This is a genomic window from Anaeromonas frigoriresistens (genome assembly GCF_016820655.1).
In the GTDB taxonomy this organism is placed as follows: Bacteria; Bacillota; Clostridia; order Tissierellales; family SIT17; genus Anaeromonas; species Anaeromonas frigoriresistens.
This window is the reverse complement of the sequence record NZ_WSFT01000053.1, coordinates 460,717-479,764: the sequence shown is the minus strand read 5'-3', so window position 1 is coordinate 479,764 and position 19,048 is coordinate 460,717. Positions and strand designations below refer to the sequence as shown.

The 19,048-nt window shown below is 29.2% G+C and carries 19 protein-coding genes; all 19 read left to right on the top strand.

Annotated features, from left to right (window positions below):
• Positions 1-10 precede the first annotated feature (10 nt).
• Positions 11-2,218 (top strand): stage V sporulation protein D, encoded by a 2,208-nt coding sequence (locus tag GOQ27_RS16570; RefSeq protein WP_203367984.1) that lies wholly within the window; start codon positions 11-13, stop codon positions 2,216-2,218.
• 154 nt (positions 2,219-2,372) lie between these two features.
• Positions 2,373-3,833 (top strand): UDP-N-acetylmuramoyl-L-alanyl-D-glutamate--2,6-diaminopimelate ligase, encoded by a 1,461-nt coding sequence (locus tag GOQ27_RS16565; RefSeq protein WP_203367983.1) that lies wholly within the window; start codon positions 2,373-2,375, stop codon positions 3,831-3,833.
• Positions 3,834-3,873: 40 nt separating this feature from the next.
• Positions 3,874-4,848 (top strand): phospho-N-acetylmuramoyl-pentapeptide-transferase, encoded by a 975-nt coding sequence (gene mraY / locus GOQ27_RS16560; RefSeq protein WP_203367982.1) that lies wholly within the window; start codon positions 3,874-3,876, stop codon positions 4,846-4,848.
• A 13-nt stretch (positions 4,849-4,861) separates the two neighbouring features.
• Positions 4,862-6,238 (top strand): UDP-N-acetylmuramoyl-L-alanine--D-glutamate ligase, encoded by a 1,377-nt coding sequence (gene murD / locus GOQ27_RS16555; RefSeq protein WP_203367981.1) that lies wholly within the window; start codon positions 4,862-4,864, stop codon positions 6,236-6,238.
• Positions 6,222-7,322: a putative lipid II flippase FtsW gene (ftsW, locus tag GOQ27_RS16550; RefSeq protein WP_203367980.1), complete on the top strand. Its 1,101-nt coding sequence runs from the start codon at positions 6,222-6,224 to the stop codon at positions 7,320-7,322. Before murD ends, ftsW begins: the two co-directional genes overlap by 17 nt.
• Positions 7,323-7,328: 6 nt before the next feature.
• The gene (gene murG / locus GOQ27_RS16545; protein WP_203367979.1) at positions 7,329-8,432 is read left to right on the top strand and encodes an undecaprenyldiphospho-muramoylpentapeptide beta-N-acetylglucosaminyltransferase; all 1,104 of its coding nucleotides are present in this window, start codon (positions 7,329-7,331) and stop codon (positions 8,430-8,432) included.
• A gap of 81 nt (positions 8,433-8,513) precedes the next feature.
• Positions 8,514-9,767, top strand: a complete 1,254-nt coding sequence (murA, locus tag GOQ27_RS16540; RefSeq protein ID WP_203367978.1) for a UDP-N-acetylglucosamine 1-carboxyvinyltransferase — start codon at positions 8,514-8,516, stop codon at positions 9,765-9,767.
• Positions 9,768-9,818: 51 nt separating this feature from the next.
• Positions 9,819-10,571 (top strand): cell division protein FtsQ/DivIB, encoded by a 753-nt coding sequence (locus GOQ27_RS16535; RefSeq protein ID WP_203367977.1) that lies wholly within the window; start codon positions 9,819-9,821, stop codon positions 10,569-10,571.
• Positions 10,572-10,587: 16 nt separating this feature from the next.
• Positions 10,588-11,313: a DUF881 domain-containing protein gene (locus GOQ27_RS16530; protein ID WP_203367976.1), complete on the top strand. Its 726-nt coding sequence runs from the start codon at positions 10,588-10,590 to the stop codon at positions 11,311-11,313.
• Between the two features lie 19 nt (positions 11,314-11,332).
• Entirely contained in the window at positions 11,333-12,049 is a 717-nt protein-coding gene (locus tag GOQ27_RS16525) for a DUF881 domain-containing protein (protein ID WP_203367975.1), read from the top strand.
• A gap of 1 nt (position 12,050) precedes the next feature.
• Entirely contained in the window at positions 12,051-12,395 is a 345-nt protein-coding gene (locus GOQ27_RS16520; protein ID WP_207751331.1) for a small basic family protein, read from the top strand.
• A 251-nt stretch (positions 12,396-12,646) separates the two neighbouring features.
• Positions 12,647-13,750 (top strand): cell division protein FtsZ, encoded by a 1,104-nt coding sequence (gene ftsZ / locus GOQ27_RS16515; RefSeq protein WP_203367974.1) that lies wholly within the window; start codon positions 12,647-12,649, stop codon positions 13,748-13,750.
• Positions 13,751-13,928: 178 nt separating this feature from the next.
• On the top strand, positions 13,929-14,828 hold the full coding sequence (gene spoIIGA / locus GOQ27_RS16510) for a sigma-E processing peptidase SpoIIGA (protein ID WP_207751330.1): 900 nt from the start codon (positions 13,929-13,931) through the stop codon (positions 14,826-14,828).
• A 15-nt stretch (positions 14,829-14,843) separates the two neighbouring features.
• Positions 14,844-15,578: an RNA polymerase sporulation sigma factor SigE gene (gene sigE / locus GOQ27_RS16505; RefSeq protein WP_203367973.1), complete on the top strand. Its 735-nt coding sequence runs from the start codon at positions 14,844-14,846 to the stop codon at positions 15,576-15,578.
• Positions 15,579-15,781: 203 nt separating this feature from the next.
• Positions 15,782-16,555 carry an RNA polymerase sporulation sigma factor SigG gene (sigG, locus tag GOQ27_RS16500; protein WP_203367972.1) on the top strand — a complete coding sequence of 258 codons (774 nt, stop codon included), beginning with the start codon at positions 15,782-15,784 and terminating at the stop codon, positions 16,553-16,555.
• A gap of 102 nt (positions 16,556-16,657) precedes the next feature.
• Positions 16,658-16,933 (top strand): YlmC/YmxH family sporulation protein, encoded by a 276-nt coding sequence (locus tag GOQ27_RS16495; protein ID WP_203367971.1) that lies wholly within the window; start codon positions 16,658-16,660, stop codon positions 16,931-16,933.
• Between the two features lie 96 nt (positions 16,934-17,029).
• A complete protein-coding gene (gene nrdR / locus GOQ27_RS16490; RefSeq protein WP_203367970.1) occupies positions 17,030-17,485 on the top strand; it encodes a transcriptional regulator NrdR in 456 nt (151 codons plus the stop codon).
• A gap of 41 nt (positions 17,486-17,526) precedes the next feature.
• On the top strand, positions 17,527-18,345 hold the full coding sequence (gene pgeF / locus GOQ27_RS16485; protein ID WP_203367969.1) for a peptidoglycan editing factor PgeF: 819 nt from the start codon (positions 17,527-17,529) through the stop codon (positions 18,343-18,345).
• Between the two features lie 11 nt (positions 18,346-18,356).
• Positions 18,357-19,043 carry a response regulator gene (locus GOQ27_RS16480; protein WP_203367968.1) on the top strand — a complete coding sequence of 229 codons (687 nt, stop codon included), beginning with the start codon at positions 18,357-18,359 and terminating at the stop codon, positions 19,041-19,043.
• Positions 19,044-19,048 lie beyond the last annotated feature (5 nt).

Genomic DNA, 19,048 nt, shown 5'->3' with positions numbered 1-19,048 from the left:
GTCTTCTTAAGTGTCTTCACCAAGTGTAACTACTAAAAAAAGATTGGTATTTACTTTGTTCTTTTGTTTGATTTCATTAATTTTATTAATGGGTAGATTAGCACAAATACAAATAATTAAAGGTGAAAAACTTAGAGAAGATGCATTAGAGCAATGGACAAGAGATATACCAGTTCCAGCTAAAAGAGGTATTATATATGATAGGAATAATAATGTTATTGCGACTAGTGTAAGTAGTTATACAGTATGGTGTAGACCAGCAGATATTGAAAATCCTGAGAATATATCTAACACATTAGCAAATATATTAGATATGGAAAAAAATGATATTTATAAATCTATAACCAAAAAGCAAAGCCTTGTAATTATTAAAAAGTGGATAAGTAAAGATGTAGCTGATGCATTAAGAACCAAAAAAATCAAAGGCATAGAAATTGTTGATGATAATCAAAGATATTATCCTATGGGGAATTTTGCTGCTCATATTTTAGGATTTACGGATATTGATAGTTTTGGATTATACGGAGTAGAAAAAATATATGATAAGTATCTAACTGGTATAAATGGACGATGGATAAAGACAGTTGATGGAAAACAAAGAGAGTTACCCTATGACAATCAAGGTTTTTTTGAACCACAAAAAGGCATGAATCTAGTATTGACTATTGATGAGACTATACAACATTTAGCTGAAAAAGCAGCATTAGAAGCTTTGGTAAAAAATAAAGCAAAAAAAGTATCTGTTATTTTGATGGATCCTAGCAATGGGGAATTATTAGCCATGGCAACAAAACCAGATTATGATCCGAATGATAGAAATACATTAATTTTTGATCCTGAGGAACCCTGGAAGCCATTACAAGATTTTGAAAAAGAAAAATATGATAAAATTCCATGGGATACAAAATCTAATTTGCTCTACGAAAGCTGGAGAAATTTCCCTATAAATGATAACTATGAACCTGGCTCTACCTTTAAAATAATAACTTCTGCTGCTGGATTGGAAGAAAAAGTCGTAACAAATAATACTGAGTTTTATTGTGATGGATTTGCAAGACAGATAAAGGGAGCACGGATAAAATGTTGGAGATATTATAATCCTCATGGAAGTCAAAGTTTTGTAGAAGGAGTATTAAATTCATGCAATGAAGTATTTGTAAGTGTAGGTTTAAAATTAGGTAAAGAAAAAATGCATGAATATGTTAAGAAGTTTGGATTTGGCAGTAAAACAGGAATTTCCTTGACTGGAGAAACATCTGGAATTGTAAGAAGTCTTGAAAGCATGAAAGAAGTTAATTTAGCAACGATATCGTTTGGGCAAGGTATATCTGTTACTCCAATACAAATGGTAACAGCCATATCTGCAGTAGCAAATGGAGGAAATCTAATGGAACCTAAGATTGCTAGAAAAATTACTGATAATGAAGGAAATGTAATACATCAATTTCAAGATAAAGTAGTTCGAAAGGTTATATCAGAGGAAACTTCACAAAATTTACTCCAAATATTAGAGTCCGTAGTATCTGAAGGTACTGGTGGTAAAGCCTATAAACCAGGGTATAAAATTGGAGGGAAGACTGGTACAGCTCAAAAAGTAGTAGATGGAAGATATGCACCAGGTAAGTATATTGCATCTTTTGCAGGGATTGCGCCCGTAGATAACCCAAAGGTTGTAGCGTTGGTAGTTATAGATGAACCTAGTGCTGGGGTTTATTATGGGGGTCAGATAGCGGCGCCAGTGGCTGGTCAGATACTTCAAGAAACTTTAGACTACTTAGACTATCAACCTGTATTAACTGAGGAAGAAAAGAAAGAATTTGAAGTTAGCTTAATAGAAATACCCGATATGGAAGGTTTAAGTATATCTGAAGCCTCTAAAAAATTAAATGAAATAGGATTAAAACATGTAACAGATATAGTAACACCTAAATCAGAAGATATTGTTAAGGATCAATTACCTAAAGCAGGTACAAAAGTTAAAAAAGGTCAAATTATTGAATTATATATAGAGTCAACACCTATTGAAAAAAGTAGCAGTATAGTACCTAATTTAATAGGTAAAGATCAAAATGAAGCAATAGAGATACTAAACAGTATTGATATAAACTTTAAATTTGATGGAAAAGGTAATGTAGTTTCGCAATCACCTAAAGCTGGTACAATTGTGGATTATAATACAGAGGTTAGAATAAGTTTAGAAGAAATTAATTTAGATTAAAAGCTTAGGCAACTTCAGACGGATGTTTGATAGTTGCCTTTTTTAAAATATATGGAAATTTTCATTATTATAAATATAATTTAATAATGTTATAATAGAATATAATCATTTTTTTTGATATTATTTATTTAGTATAATTTAGAGAGGTGTAATCATGAACCTATTTGAAATTATTAGAAATATGGACTATACAAAAATAAAGGGAGATACAGATGTAGAAATAGATAGAATAGTTTTTGATTCTAGGCAAGTAAAGGAAAATACTTTATTTGTAGCTATATCAGGTTTTAAAGTAGATGGACATGATTTTATAGAAGAGGCAGTAGCTAATGGAGCCAAAGCTTTAGTTGTAGAGAATAGTATTGAATTAGATAGAGATATACCTATCATAAAAGTTAAAAATTCAAGGAAGGCGTTGGCACATATATCTGATTCCTTTTATAATAATCCTTCCAGAAATCTAAACGTTATTGGTATTACAGGAACAAATGGCAAAACTTCTACAACATATTTTATTAAATCTATTCTAGAAGAAAAAGATAGAGTTGGTATTATAGGTACTCTAGGAAGTAATATAGAAAATAAAACAATTAAAACTAATAATACTACTCCAGAATCCCTACACCTCCAGAAGTTTTTTAATAATATGATTAAAGAGAAAATTAGTAATTGCATAATGGAAGTTTCTTCTCATTCTATTGAATTAAATAGAGTAGATTTAATAAATTTTAATATTGGAGTATTTACCAACTTATCTGCAGAACATCTTGATTTTCATGAGACTATTGAAAATTATATGAGAGCAAAGCTTAAATTATTTTACATGACTAAAGATTTTAATATAATTAACTCGGATGATATATATGGCAAGCAAATGATTAAAGAACTTGAGAATGTAGATACTAAACTAATAACTTATGGTCTTCAATCTGGAGATATAAGGGCTGAAAATCTAGAGCTTTCAGTAAAAGGAATTAAATTTGACATACAAACCCCTAAAGGCACCATAGATATTAACATGACAACCCCTGGACTTTTTAACATTTACAATGCATTAGCTGCTACTAGCTGTGCTGTAGCAATGGGGGTTAGTTTAGAAACTATTAAAAAAGGGTTAGAAAAAATAAAAGGGGTAAAGGGCAGATTTGAAGTATTACCTATAAATAGAGAATTTGATGTTATAATAGATTTCGCACATTCTCCTGACGGATTTGATAATGTACTAAAGACTGTAAAGGAATTTGCACAAGGAAGAATTGTTACTGTATTTGGTTGTGGAGGAGATAGGGATAAGACTAAAAGACCGAAGATGGGAGAAATTGCTTCATATTATTCAGATCTTTGTGTATTAACTAGTGATAATTCTAGATCGGAAAAAACTGAAGATATTATAGAAGAAATCCTTATAGGGCTAGATGAAAAATCCTGTATATATGAAATAATCCCAGATAGAAGAAAGGCGATTGAATATGCTATAAAAAATGCTAAACCCAAGGATATTATATTACTTCTTGGAAAAGGACATGAAACCTATCAAATAATTAATGGTGAAACCTATGAATTTAATGAATTTAAAATTGTTACACAGATACTTAATAAACTAGATAAAAATTAGAGACATAAAAAACTGAGATAACTTGAGAGGAGAAACAAGAATGATAGACTATTTAGATATAATTAGAATTATTGCGATTTCATTTATAATAACATTAATATTAGGACCTATTACTATTCCATTATTAAGAAGGTTGAAGGTAGGACAAAGCATAAGAGCTGAAGGACCAAAAAGTCATATAAAAAAGAGCGGAACTCCAACAATGGGAGGTTTGATGTTTTTAATAGCAGCAATTATTACTTCTTTAACTTCTGGAATAGTGAATCAAGATTTAATTATTTTAATTTTTGCTACTTTAGGATTTGGAGCTATTGGATTTATAGATGATTTTATAAAAGTTGTACTTAAAAGAAATTTAGGATTAAGGGCATATCAAAAATTATTAGGTCAAATTTTTATAGCAGTGATTTTAGTTATATATCAAACTAGAACAGCATCAGAAGGAACTGAGGTAATAGTACCCTTTTTAAATAACTTTTATTTGGATTTAGGGATTATTTATCTTCCTTTTATAGTATTTGTAGTAGTTGGAACAGTTAATAGTGTTAATTTAACTGATGGATTAGATGGTTTAGCAACGGGAGTAACCTTAATAGTATTATCATTCTTTAGTTTAGTTGCATTAAAAATGGGTTACAGTACAGTTACAGTATTTAGTGCTGCTTTAGCTGGAGGATGTCTTGGATTTTTAAAATATAACTCCCACCCAGCAAAAGTTTTTATGGGTGACACAGGGTCATTAGCATTAGGTGGAGCTATAGCTGCTATATCAATTATTATGAAGATACCTCTTATACTACCAATTGTTGGAGGTATATATTTTGCAGAGACCTTATCAGTTATTCTTCAAGTACTAAGTTTTAAATTAACAGGCAAGAGAATATTTAAAATGAGTCCTCTTCATCATCACTATGAATTATCTGGTTGGAAAGAAACTAAAGTTGTTACGGTGTTTTGGTTGGCGACTGTAGGATTATGTTTAGTGGGTTTATTAGCACTAAGATATTATATATAGAGTAGGTGATACTATGAATATAAAGAATGAAAATATTTTAATATTAGGTTTAGGTATAAGTGGAGTAGCTACTGCTAAAGCATTGAATAAATTGGGAGCTAATATTATAATAAATGATTCTAAAAATGAAAAAGAATTAGAAAAGTATATAAAAGAATTAGAATATATAGACATTAAATATTATTTAGGCTGCAATGAAATAAATTTAGACAATATAGATTTAATTATTAAGAGTCCAGGTATAAGGAGTTCAGTTCCAATTATTAAGAATGCAATTAAAAATAATATTGAAGTAATTACTGATATTGAACTAGGATATAGACTATTCAATAATAAATTCATTGCAATTACAGGTACTAATGGGAAGACAACTACTACCACATTAGTTGGAAAAGTGTTTAAAGAAGATAATAAACCAACTCATGTAACAGGAAATATTGGAGTAGGAATTCTATGGGAACTAGTTAATTCAAATGAAGAAGATTATTTTATTATTGAAACTAGCAGTTTCCAATTAGAAAATACTGTTGAATTTAAACCTGACGTTAGTGCTATAATAAATCTTAAACCTGATCATATTGATTGGCATGGTAATTATGAGAATTATATAATGTCGAAGGCAAAAATCTTTCAAAATCAAGATGAAAATGATTTTACAATATTGAATTATGATGATGAAGATGTGAAAAAACTGAAAGATAAAATTCATTCTAAAATTATTTGGTTTAGTCAAAATAAAAAGTTAGAAAAAGGTATTTTTATAGATTGTAATAATATTGTATATAGTGACGGTATTAAGAATATTAATATAATAAACATTGATGATATCAAGATACCTGGTAAGCATAATATACAAAACATAATGACTACAATAGGTATATCCTTAGCTATGGATATAGATATCAATAATTTGAGAAACTCAATTTCTTCTTATGAAGGAGTAGAGCATAGGTTAGAATATGTGGAAAAGATTAATGGAGTTAAATATTATAATGATTCTAAAGGAACTAATCCAGATGCATCTATTCAGGCTGTGAAGGCACTTGATTCACCTATAATACTCATAGCTGGAGGATATGATAAAAACTCAGAGTATGATGAGTTTGTTGATTCTTTCAATAATAAAGTTTCATCATTAATATTATTAGGAGAAACAAAAGATAAGATTAAAAAAATTGCAAAAGTAAAGGGGATAGAGAATATTTACTTGGTTAATAACATGAAAGAAGCAGTAAATAAGGCTTATGCTATAGCTACCCCGGGGAGTAATGTATTATTATCTCCTGCATCTGCTAGTTGGGATATGTATAGTAATTATGAAATAAGAGGAAATGAGTTTAAAAATCTTATACATGATATAAGGAGGATTCACAATGCCCAAAAAGGCTAGTGATTTTACATTAATGATTACTACAATCATTTTAGTGTTTATAGGGATTGTAATGGTATTTAGTTCTAGTTACCCCGATGCCGATTATAAATTAGGTAATCCTTATCATTATCTAATAAAGCAGTTGGTTTTTGCTGTTTTAGGTTTTTTTGTTATGATTTTTTTTATGAATTTTAAGTATTGGATATTAAGTAGATTATCGAAAATAATATTTCTAGGGTGTATAGTTCTAAATGCTCTTTTATTTACACCTTTAGGGTTTGAAGCTGGTGGTGCTACAAGATGGATTAAAGTTTTTGGATATACTTTAATGCCTTCAGATGCTATAAAGTTAGGTTCAATAATTTTAATGGCCACTTTTTTAGCCAAGAAAAAAGATGATATTAGAAAATTTAAAAAAGGTCTTTTGCCTGCTCTAATGTTAATTTCTTTTTCTGCTGGACTAATAATAATACAACCAGATTTAAGTACTAGTGCCACTTTGGCAGTTACATTAATAGCAATGTTATTTATTGCAGGAGCTAAAATGAGTCATTTAATAGGATTGGGAATGATTGGAGTAACTGCTTTAGGTTTTGCAATTATAGGTGAAAGTTATAGAATTAGAAGAATGACAGTGTTTTTACATCCATTTGAAGACCCTACAGGAGACGGATGGCAAGTAATTCAATCATTGTATGCATTAGGTTCTGGAGGATTGTTTGGAGCTGGATTAGGTCAAAGCAAACAAAAGTTTTTTTATTTATCAGAACCTTATAATGACTTTATTTTTTCTATAATTGGAGAAGAGTTAGGGTTTATAGGTAGCGTAATAATAATATTACTTTTTTTAATTATTATTTGGAGGGGAATAAAGATAGCACTATCAGCAAAGGATTTATTTGGATGCTATTTAGCCTCAGGAATAACTGCATTAATATCCATACAAACTTTAGTACATATCGGAGTTGTTACTAGTTCATTACCACCAACAGGAATACCACTACCCTTTGTTAGCGCTGGGGGAACATCTCTATTGGTATTTATGGCAGGAATTGGAATATTATTGAATATTTCTAGACATACAAAGTTAGATAGGAGTTGAAACTAGATGAAATTTTTAATTACAGGAGGAGGAACAGGAGGACATATATCTCCTGCCTTAGCCATTGCTAAAAAGATAAGAGAAAAAAACTCTGAAGCGGAGATCCTCTATGTAGGAACACATAATAGTATGGAGTCAGAATTAGTACCGAGAGAAGGTTTTAATTTTAAGGGAATAAGAGTTAAAGGGTTTGAGAGAAAGCTATCTATAGATACTGCCAAGTCGGTAAAAGAACTATTCTTAGGCTTAAATGATGCTCGAAAAGTAATAAAAGAATTCTCTCCTGATGTAGTTGTAGGTACAGGTGGATATGTATGTGGTCCAGTGGTGTTTATGGCATCTTTAAAGAACATACCTACCCTAATACATGAGCAAAATGCGCTTCCGGGAGCTACAAATAGAATTCTTTCTAAATTTGTTGATAGAATTGCGGCAAGTTTTGAAGAAAGTAAAAAGTACTTCAAAAATAGTGAAAAAGTAACAATCACAGGAAACCCAGTAAAAATAGATTTTTTTAATGTTAATAAAGATGAAGCATATAAAGAATTAAATATAGATAAACATAGGAAGTTCGTAATTTCACTAGGAGGTAGTGGAGGACAGAAAAGTTTAAATGATTCAGTAGTAGGAATTATAGAGAAAAATATTAATAATCATGACATTCAACTACTTCATATTACGGGAAAAAGACATTATGAAACTTTTATGAAACAGTTAAGAAGTAAAGGCATCAAAACATTACCAGAAAATATAAAGGTTCTTCCATATTTTTATGACATGCCAAAAGGATTAAGTATAGCTGATTTAGTGATAACTAGTGCAGGAGCTATAACTTTAGCTGAAGTTACAGCAACCGGTATACCAAGTATAATAATCCCAAAAGGTTATACTACTGGTAATCATCAAGAGTTTAATGCTAGAGCTATTGAAAAAGCTGAGGCAGGAATAATGATTTTAGATAGTGAAGTTACTGGAGATAAATTAAATTATGAATTGACTACATTATTGCAAGATGAAGATAAATTAGATAAAATGGCTATTAATAGTAAAAAGTTAGGAAATAGGGATTCCACTGACAGAATATATAATATAATTTTGGAACTTATATAGTCAATGTCACACCTCCTTAAGATATGCATAAAATATATATATAGTTTACATAGAACTATTGCATATTATGGAGGTGTAATGATGTCTAAATATATAATAGAAGGCGGAAAAAAACTGGCAGGAGAAATAGCAGTAAGTGGTGCAAAAAATTCTGTGTTACCTATTTTAGCTGCTACAGTATTAAATAACGATATAAATACTGTGTTCAATGTGCCTGATATTAGTGATTTAAAGGTAATGATAAAAATATTAAGAGCTGTAGGATGTAAAGTGGATAGAGTAGATAATATAGTAACTGTAGATTCTAGAACATTAAATACAGTAAGAATACCTGAGGAACTTGTAAGAGAAATGAGATCTTCAATTATACTAATGGGTGCAATGCTAGCTAGATGTCAAGAGGTTGAAGTAAGTTATCCTGGTGGGTGTGAAATAGGACCTAGACCTATCGATTTCCATCTAAAAGCTTTAAAAGAATTAGGTGCAGAGATAGAGGAGTCTCATGGGTTCATCTATTGTAAAGGAAATAACTTAAAAGGTGCCGATATTCAACTAGATTATCCTAGTGTTGGAGCTACAGAAAATATTATGTTAGCAGCCATTAAAGCAAAGGGTACTACAATAATTAGAAATGCTGCTAAGGAACCTGAAATAATTGATTTGCAGAATTATTTAAATGCTATGGGTGGGAAGATATATGGTGCAGGAACAAGTATAATAAGAATAGATGGAGTTGATCACTTAAATAGTGTAGAACATACCATAATTCCTGATAGAATTGTTGCTGGAACATATATGGTGGCATCAGGTATAACCGGTGGAGAAGTTGTGTTAAAAAATATTGAAGTAGATCATATCCAATCAATTATAGCAAAACTTAGGGAAGCTGGATGTCTCATTTATAATAACTGTACTACTCTAAAGATTATAGGACCAAAAATAATAAGTCCTATTGAGTCTTTACAAACTATCCCTTATCCTGGCTTTCCCACAGATATGCAAGCTCAGGTTATGTCTTTATTAACTATAGCCAATGGTACTAGTATCATATCAGAGACGATATTCGAGAATAGATTTAAGCATGTTCCAGAATTAGTTAGAATGGGAGCAAATATAAAAACTGTTGGTAATGTAGCTGTCATTAAAGGCGTTAGTCAATTAACAGGAGCAAAAGTAACAGCTAAGGACCTAAGGGGTGGAGCATGTTTATTATTAGCTGGATTGGCGGCTAAAGGTACTACAATTGTCGATAATATATATCATATTGATAGAGGATATGAAAAATTAGAAGAAAATCTTACTTCCATAGGAGCTAATATTAGGAGGATTGAATAAGCAGCTTTTAGCTGCTTATTAGATTATGTACAAGCCATAGGGGGATTTAACATGGGAAGAGAATCTAGAGTTGATAGAAAAGTTAAAAAGAAAAAAAGGTTAACGTTATTAATATTGTCACTACTTTTATTAGCTATATTATTTATTATTGTATTAACCCAGACAACTTTTTTTCATATTAAAAATATAGATATTGAAGGCAATAATGTATTAAATGATGAAAAGGTATTATTGGCTTCTGGTTTAAATATAGGAGAAAATGTTTTTAAAATTGATATAGATACAGCAGAAAATAATTTATTAAGACATCCTTATATTAAAGATGTTGAAATTAACAGGAGATTTCCTGATCGAGTCAATGTAGAATTAAAAGAAAGAAAAGAAACATTAGTATATAATAATAATGGAACTTATATATATATTGACAATGAAGGTTATGTGCTCAATATCTTATCAGAATTGAAAGAAAAACAGTTACCAATACTAAAAAGTGATGAGAAAATAATTGTTAAAACTTCTGAAAAAATTAATTTTGAAAAATTTGCACCTATAAAAAAGATTCTACAAATGTTAAATTTATGTAATAAAAACAAATATTCCTTTGTAATTCAGAGCATAGTACAGAAAGAAGATGATATTACATTAGTACTAAATAGTGGAACAAATATTGCATTTGGTAGGTTAAATGATATAGAATATAAATTAAGACTTATAGATGAAATAGTTAATGATTTACAGAAAAAAGAAATTTTAGCTAAAGAAATTCATTTAAATAAGGGGAAGAATCCTATTATTGTAAAATAGGACTAGGAGGTAATTAATGAAAAGTTGGATATCTAAGGGATTAATAATAGCAGTATGTATATTATTAGGAGTAATAATAGCTATACAATATAAAACTGTTAATAGTATTGTAGGGCAAGGATTTATTCCGACTCAAAAAAATAGAGAGTTAGTCGAAGAATTGACAAAACTTGAAAGTGAAAAGGAAACTTTGATGAATGAGTTAACCAATTTAGAAAATAAGGTAAAGAAATATGAAAATGAGGCATCTCAAGAAAGTGACTATGTAAAGGAGCTTTCAGAGTCATTACTTAAATACAAGATGTTTGCTGGATATAAGAAAGTTGAAGGACCTGGAATAGAAATAAAAATAAATAATCCAGAGTATAATGGTGAACAGACAGAGTATACAACTATAGTAGATTATTACTCATATTTATTAGATATTATCAGTTACTTAAATGTTTCAGGTGCAGAGGCAATTTCTATTAATGATTTAAGGTATACATCATTTTCTGAGATGACAATTGCAGGGGATAACATTAATTTTAATAATAAAGCAATTGGAGTACCTATAGTAATAAAAGCTATAGGACCTGTAGAAAACTTTGAGTCAACATTAGGAATGTCTTCATCTCCAATTGATTTAATGGAATGGTATGGTTTTAAAATAGAAATGACTAAAAAGGATAATATTACTATTCCAAGATATACAGAAATAAAAGAATTTAAATATGCTCGACCAGTATCTTCAGAAGAATAGGCCTTAAGGAGGTCTTAGGATGAATAAATATGTTATCAATGGAATCATTTTTATTATGTGTATTGCCTTAGGGATAATAATACCCTATCAGATTAGAAATAATATTGGAGAAAATTCATATGTTCCTTTATCAACTATAAAGGAAACTCAAGCAGAAGTTAATAAAACCAAAAGTGAAATTGAAAATATTCAAATATTAATTAATGAACAAGACAAGAAGTTAGATCAGCTAAAAGATGCAGATACTAAAGATGTTGTAGAAATCTTAGAAAAAGATATTGAAAAAATAAAAAACTTTGGTGGATTTAATGATTTAGAAGGTCCAGGTTTGATATTAACAATTAATGATAGTGATAAGAAATTTAATGAAGAATGGGATGATAGTAGTATTGTACATGAGGGAGATATACAAAATATAATAAATGATTTAAAGGTAGCTGGAGCTGAGGCCATGAGTGTCCGAGGTGAGCGGTTAATACACACTTCTGCTGTTCAATGTAACGGTCCAGTATTGAGAGTTAATAATAAAAATCTACCGGCTCCGTTTACTATATATGCTATTGGAAACCCTAGAAAACTATCTGCAGCAATTAATGCTCCAGGGACCTATGGTAGATATTTAAAAGATGGTAGAGGTTTAAGGGTAGAAAGTGAAGAAAGAAATTATATTGTTATTCCAAGATATAATAATAGTTTAGATATAAAATATATGCAACCTGTAGAAGAAGGTGAATAGTATGATAATTGCTTTAATCGGTATTATTGTAGGAGTCATTGTTGGTTTATATGTTCCAGTAACATTTTCATTAAGTTATTCTACTTATATGTCAGTAGCAATTTTAGCTTGTATGGATTCTGTTTTTGGAGGAGTTAGAGCATCATTAGCAAATAAATTTAATGCAGGGATATTTATTTCTGGATTTATTGGAAATGCTATTTTAGCAGCTTTACTAGCATATATAGGTGATAAATTAGGAGTACCTTTATATTATGCTGCTATATTTGCTTTTGGTATGAGGTTATTTAATAATTTTGCTATTATAAGAAGATATTTTTTCAACAAAAACCATTTGAATGACTAGTAAAACACTGATATAATATTATCAGTGTTTTACTAATTGCTAAAATCTTCTAGTTTTAAAGTCATTTAAATGGATAAATGTATGGTATGATAAAAATTAAATATAGGTTTTTTAAACTATATTGATAATCTAGCAGGAAAATAGAAATATATGTAGAATATATGTATGTTAAAAGGTATTTTTTTATACACAGTGAAAATTCTAACAATGTAATAAAAATGACAATTTATCAGTAATAAGGGGGTTAAATCGTGTTTGAATTTGATGTAGATATGGAACAATTCGCTCAGATAAAAGTAGTCGGAGTAGGTGGTGGAGGAAATAATGCAGTTAATAGAATGATAGAAGAAGGCGTTAAAGGAGTAAACTTTATTGCTGTTAATACTGATAGACAAGCCCTTCATTCATCAAAGGCTGATACCAAAATTCAAATTGGTGACAAATTAACTAGAGGTTTAGGTGCTGGAGCTAATCCTGAAATAGGTAAAAAGGCTGCTGAAGAAAGTAGAAATGAAATACAAGAAGCTCTAGAAGGAGCTGATATGGTATTTATCACTGCTGGAATGGGTGGTGGAACAGGGACTGGTGCTGCTCCTGTAGTTGCAGAAGTAGCAAAAGAAATGGGTATATTGACAGTGGGAGTTGTAACTAAACCTTTTATGTTTGAAGGCGGAAGAAGGATGACTCATGCTAATAAGGGTATTGAAGATTTAAAAGGTAGAGTGGATACTTTAGTAACTATACCAAATGATAGATTATTACAAATGGTTGAGAAGAAAACATCAATTATGGCTGCATTTAAAATAGCAGATGATGTTTTAAGACAAGGTATACAAGGTATATCTGATTTAATTGCAGTACCTGGGTTGGTTAATCTTGACTTTGCTGATGTAACTACTATAATGTTAGACCAAGGATTAGCTCATATGGGAATTGGTAGAGCTAATGGAGAAAATAGAGCTACTGAAGCTGCTAAACAGGCAATACATAGTCCGCTATTAGAAACTTCTATAGAAGGAGCTAAAGGAGTATTATTAAATATTACTGGCGGATCAAATTTAGGTTTATTTGAGGTAAATGAAGCAGCGGATTTGATAAAACAATCAGTTGATCCAGATGCTAATATAATATTTGGAGCAGTTGTAGATGAGAGTCTAAAGGATGATATTCAAATTACTGTCATTGCAACTGGTTTTAATAATAATCCTAAAGAAAATAGTTCTTTAAATCCTATTAATAAACAGATTCCTAAAAAAGAGGAATTTAAAGAAGATTTGAAGAATAATAATACCGAAGATAACTCTAATGATGAATTAGATATACCAACTTTTTTAAGAAGAAGGACAAATAAATAAGAAAAATTGGGGCCCATTTCATTTTCTATGAAATGGGTCTTTTTTCGACTTCAACTTCTGACATATTTCTGAGTAAATATTTAATATAATAATCATAAGAATAATATTGATTGAATAGAAGTTTATATAGGCATGTTTAATATGCATAGATAAAAAATAATTTCAAGGGGGCTTTCGGTTGTATATCTATGCTGAGTATTTATTATTAGAAAACTTTATAATAAATTTCATAATATTATATGTTACTAAAAGATTTACACGAACTGATACATCAAATATAAGATTGATAATATCAGCATTAATAGGAGCTATATATACACTTTTGGTATTTGTTCCGAGTTTATATTTTATGTCTAATTTTATTGCTAAAATATGTATATCAATTTTATTAATTATAGTAGCTTATAATCCAATTAAATTGAAGAAATTCATTAAATTATTCACAACTTTCTATACTGTATCTTTTGTATTTGCTGGAGGATCCTTTGCCTTATTCTATCTAACTAATTCAAGAATATATTTTGGAAAAGGAATTTTTTATATAAGAGATATTGCTGGATTTAATCCTGGTTTTTTAGTTGTTGGAATAATTATCTCATTACTATTTTTTAAGATAGCTTTTCAATATATTTATAGTAAGTTGAGTAAACAGAATATGTATATAAACTTAACTGTAAAGCTACAGAATAAAAAAACAAAATTGAAAGGTCTTGTAGATACAGGTAATTCATTAATGGATCCTATAACTAATATTCCAGTAATAGTTGTAGAATTCAGTGCAATTAAAGAAATATTACCCATATCAATACAAGAAATTTTCACACGATATAGTGAGAATGATTTAAACTTAATTTCAGAAGTAATGTATAAAGAGGATGAGATACTTAAATTTAGGTTAATACCATTTAAGTCTATTGGTATGGATAATGGTATGTTGTTAGGATTTAAACCTGATGAAGTTATATTAGAGAGTGATGAGGATAGAAAAATATCAAATATTGTCATAGGGATATATAATAATCATCTAACTAAGGATAATGATTATGTGGCTTTATTACATCCTGAAATAATAAACTAAGTGGGGGCGTTTGGATTGAAAAAGTTTTGGAGAATATTAAAGATTAAAATAAAAATTAAATACATCAGATTTTTGAAAAAAATTGGATTATTTGATTCTGAGGAGATTTTTTACATAGGTGGAAGTGAAGTATTACCACCACCTCTAGAGCCAGAAGAAGAAAGATATCTTGTTTCTAAATTAGAGGATGATGATTCTATAAAAACAATATTAATAGAAAGAAACTTAAGATTGGTGGTTTATATAGCAAGAAAGTTTGAAAATACTGGAGTTGGTATTGAAGATTTAATTTCTATTGGCACTATTGGACTTATAAAAGCTGTTAATACATTTAAACCTGACAAAAAAATTAAACTAGCAACTTATGCATCTAAATGTATAGAAAATGAAATACTTATGTACTTAAGAAGGAATAATAAAACAAAATCTGAAATATCTTTTGATGAACCATTAAATATTGATTGGGATGGAAATGAATTATTATTGTCCGATATTTTAGGCACAGATAGCGATATAATATTTAAATTATTAGAAGAAGAAATAGATAAAGAATTATTATTTGAAGCTATGGAGAAATTAACTAAGAGAGAACGTAAAATTATGGAACTCAGATTTGGACTTAAAGCAATAGGACAAGAAAAAACTCAGAAAGAAGTAGCTGATATTTTAGGAATATCACAATCATATATTTCCCGTTTAGAAAAAAGAATAGTAAGAAGGCTCAAAAAAGAAATTAGTAAAATGGTTTAACATACAGATATATCTGTATGTTTTTCTTTTATTTATAAACAATAAGATTAGTATTATATTATTTACATTTTTAACTTAAATTATGCCATTTAAATATATTTAATAAAAGTTCATGTAATTACATTAACCTAAGTATAAAATACATTGATAAGGTAATAATTGATAATGAAAGGGGTAGATCATCAAGAAGGGAATGAACATAAGTGTACATTAATAAAGTCGAAATTTGTGGGGTAAACACAGCAGAATTACCTGTATTAACTAATAAAGAAATGAGAAAATTATTTGACAGAATTCATAAAGGTGATATGTCAGCTAGAGATGAGTTCATTCAAGGGAATTTAAGATTAGTGTTAAGTGTGATACAGCGATTTAATAAAAGAGGCGAGCATGTTGATGATTTGTTCCAAGTTGGATGTATAGGACTAATTAAAGCTATAGATAATTTTGATTTGAGTCAAAATGTTAAGTTTTCCACATATGCAGTACCTATGATTATTGGAGAAATAAGAAGGTATTTACGAGATAATAATTCAATTAGAGTTAGCAGATCTTTAAGGGATATTGCATATAAAGCATTACAAGTGAGAGATCAGTTAATAAATAAAAATTCAAAAGAACCAACAATTTCTGAAATAGCTAAGGAATTAGATTTACCTAAAGAAGATGTGGTATTTGCTTTAGATGCAATTCAAGATCCTATATCTTTATTTGAGCCTATATATCATGATAGTGGAGATGCTATATATGTAATGGATCAAGTAAGTGATGAAAAGAGTGAAGATGAAACTTGGTTAGAAGGAATAGCTTTAAGAGAAGGTTTAAGGAGATTAAATGATAGAGAAAAACTAATATTAAACTTAAGGTTTTATGAAGGAAAGACTCAAATGGAAGTGGCGGAAGAAATAGGAATATCTCAAGCACAAGTATCAAGATTAGAAAAAACTGCTTTAAAACATATGCAAAAGCTGGTGTAGAATATATATTCTACACCAGCTTTTTATTCTTTTATATTTTATTTAGGAATATTTTAAGACAAGTTAATATAAATATATATAAAAAGATAAGAAGGTGAAAATATGATTAAAGCATCTGAATTGAGAGAAAAAGAGATTGTAAATGTAGTAGATGGGTCTAAATTAGGTCTAATTAGTGATATTGAAATAGATTTAGCAGAAGCAAAGATAAAAGCTATCATAATGCCTAAACCCGGAGGAATAATGAGTTTCTTTAGTAAATCAAACAATATAATTATTGAATGGAAAGATATTGTTAGAATAGGTAGAGAAGTAATATTAGTTAATATTAATTCTGAAGAGTATAAAGATTTTATAGATAATGATCAAAGAAGGTAATAAACTGAAAATAATTAGACAATCATATTAATTTAAACTATAATTAATGTATATTAAATAATTTAGATAAATAATATACAGTTTGGAGAGGATTATATGAGATGTCCCTATTGCGATTATTATGAAACAAAAGTTGTAGATTCTAGACCTACAGATGAGAATCAGTCAATAAGAAGAAGAAGAGAATGTATTAAGTGCAATAGAAGGTTTACTACTTATGAAAAAATTGAAGAGATACCTATAGTGGTAGTAAAAAAAGATGGAACTAGACAGCCTTATAATAGAAATAAACTATTAAATGGTATTATAAGAGCTTGTGAGAAAAGACCTGTTTCTATGAAAGATATGGAAAAAATAGTTGATGATATAGAGAAAAATATAAATAATTCTTTGGAAAAAGAAATATCTGCTGATTCGATAGGTCAAATGGTCATGGAGAGTTTAAAGAATATTGATGAGGTATCATATGTTAGGTTTGCATCAGTATATAGACAATTTAAAGATATCAATACATTTATGGATGAATTAAAGAAATTGTTAGATGAAAAATAGGCTCATTTTTGAGCCTATTATTTTAATGGTGGAGGTAAATTATGTCAGGATTTAGTTTTAAAAAGAAAAATAAAATTAAATATTTTACTATAGATAGATTTGAAGATACAGGTGTAGTAGATCATCTATTTACAACTAAAGATGGTGGCATGAGTGAAGGACCATTTACTAGTCTAAATTTTGGATTAAATATAGGTGATTTAACAGATAATATAATTGAGAACTTTACTAGAATTTCTCATGTTTTGGATACCTCAATTGATAAGATGGTATTATCAAATCAAATTCATGAAACTAATATTAGGATAGTTAAACAAGAAGATATGGGTAAGGGTCTTATTAAAGATAGAGATTATAATTCGGTAGATGGATTAGTCACAAATATAAAGGGAATTGCACTAGTAACTTTTTTTGCTGATTGCGTACCTTTATTTTTTCTAGATCCTAAAAATAAAGTTATAGGATTAGCTCATGCTGGTTGGAGAGGCACAGTTGATAAAATTGGTGGTAAGATGTTAGATATATTAATAAAGAATTTTGGTTGTGAGTTAGATGATATATTAGTTGGGATCGGCCCATCAATAGGACCTTGTTGTTATACAGTAAATGAAGATGTAGTTAATAGATTTAACACAAATTTTACAAACCTTAATAACGTGATAAAATCAACAGATGAAGACAGTTACCATTTGGATTTGTGGCAGGCTAACAGGGAAGTCTTGAAGGAAAAAGGAATTAAGGGTAGAAATATTATAATAAGTAAAATTTGCACTAGTTGTAACAATGAAATTCTATATTCATATAGAAAAGAAAATGGTAGTACTGGAAGAATGGCTGCAATAATTAAATTGAAAGAGTAGGAGGATCAGATATGAGTTACGGGAAAATACTTGTTGTAGATGATGAAGAACATATAGTGGAGCTTATTAAGTATAATTTAGAGAGTAATGGGTATGAGATAATTACAGCATTTGATGGTAATGAAGCTTATAAGAAAGCTTTAGAAGAAACTCCAGATTTAATATTATTAGATATAATGCTTCCCATTTTGGACGGGATGGAAGTTTGTAAGAAACTAAAAAGAAATAAAGATACAGAGGATATTCCAGTCATAATGTTAACCGCTAAAGGAGAAGAAACTGATAAAGTAATAGGCCTTGAATTGGGAGCAGATGACTATATTACAAAGCCTTTTGGGATTAGAGAGTTAGTTGCAAGAATTAAAGCTGTATTAAGAAGATCTAGTAATATTCAAGTTGAAGAAGAAGCCCATATAATAAAAATTGATAATATTATTATAGATATAGAAAGTCACGAGGTGAGCATAGATAATGAAGTTAAAGAACTTACTCTAAAAGAATTTGAATTATTAAAGGTATTGGCAGAAAATAGAGGGAAAGTTCTATCAAGAAATTACCTTTTAGATAAAATATGGGGATATGATTTTTATGGTGAAACACGAACTGTTGATGTTCACATTAGACATCTGAGAAAAAAGCTTAATGATACGAATCATTTAATAGAGACTATTAGAGGTGTAGGATATAAGGTAAAATAAGGGGC

Bases quoted from the DNA above. Each gene is read 5' to 3' on its own strand.
- GOQ27_RS16565 (WP_203367983.1), top strand. From the start codon at position 2,373: ATGAACCTATTTGAAATTATTAGAAATATGGACTATACAAAAATAAAG.
- mraY (WP_203367982.1), top strand. From the start codon at position 3,874: ATGATAGACTATTTAGATATAATTAGAATTATTGCGATTTCATTTATA.
- murD (WP_203367981.1), top strand. From the start codon at position 4,862: ATGAATATAAAGAATGAAAATATTTTAATATTAGGTTTAGGTATAAGT.
- ftsW (WP_203367980.1), top strand. From the start codon at position 6,222: ATGCCCAAAAAGGCTAGTGATTTTACATTAATGATTACTACAATCATT.
- murG (WP_203367979.1), top strand. From the start codon at position 7,329: ATGAAATTTTTAATTACAGGAGGAGGAACAGGAGGACATATATCTCCT.
- murA (WP_203367978.1), top strand. From the start codon at position 8,514: ATGTCTAAATATATAATAGAAGGCGGAAAAAAACTGGCAGGAGAAATA.
- GOQ27_RS16535 (WP_203367977.1), top strand. From the start codon at position 9,819: ATGGGAAGAGAATCTAGAGTTGATAGAAAAGTTAAAAAGAAAAAAAGG.
- GOQ27_RS16530 (WP_203367976.1), top strand. From the start codon at position 10,588: ATGAAAAGTTGGATATCTAAGGGATTAATAATAGCAGTATGTATATTA.
- GOQ27_RS16525 (WP_203367975.1), top strand. From the start codon at position 11,333: ATGAATAAATATGTTATCAATGGAATCATTTTTATTATGTGTATTGCC.
- GOQ27_RS16520 (WP_207751331.1), top strand. From the start codon at position 12,051: ATGATAATTGCTTTAATCGGTATTATTGTAGGAGTCATTGTTGGTTTA.
- GOQ27_RS16495 (WP_203367971.1), top strand. From the start codon at position 16,658: ATGATTAAAGCATCTGAATTGAGAGAAAAAGAGATTGTAAATGTAGTA.
- nrdR (WP_203367970.1), top strand. From the start codon at position 17,030: ATGAGATGTCCCTATTGCGATTATTATGAAACAAAAGTTGTAGATTCT.
- pgeF (WP_203367969.1), top strand. From the start codon at position 17,527: ATGTCAGGATTTAGTTTTAAAAAGAAAAATAAAATTAAATATTTTACT.
- GOQ27_RS16480 (WP_203367968.1), top strand. From the start codon at position 18,357: ATGAGTTACGGGAAAATACTTGTTGTAGATGATGAAGAACATATAGTG.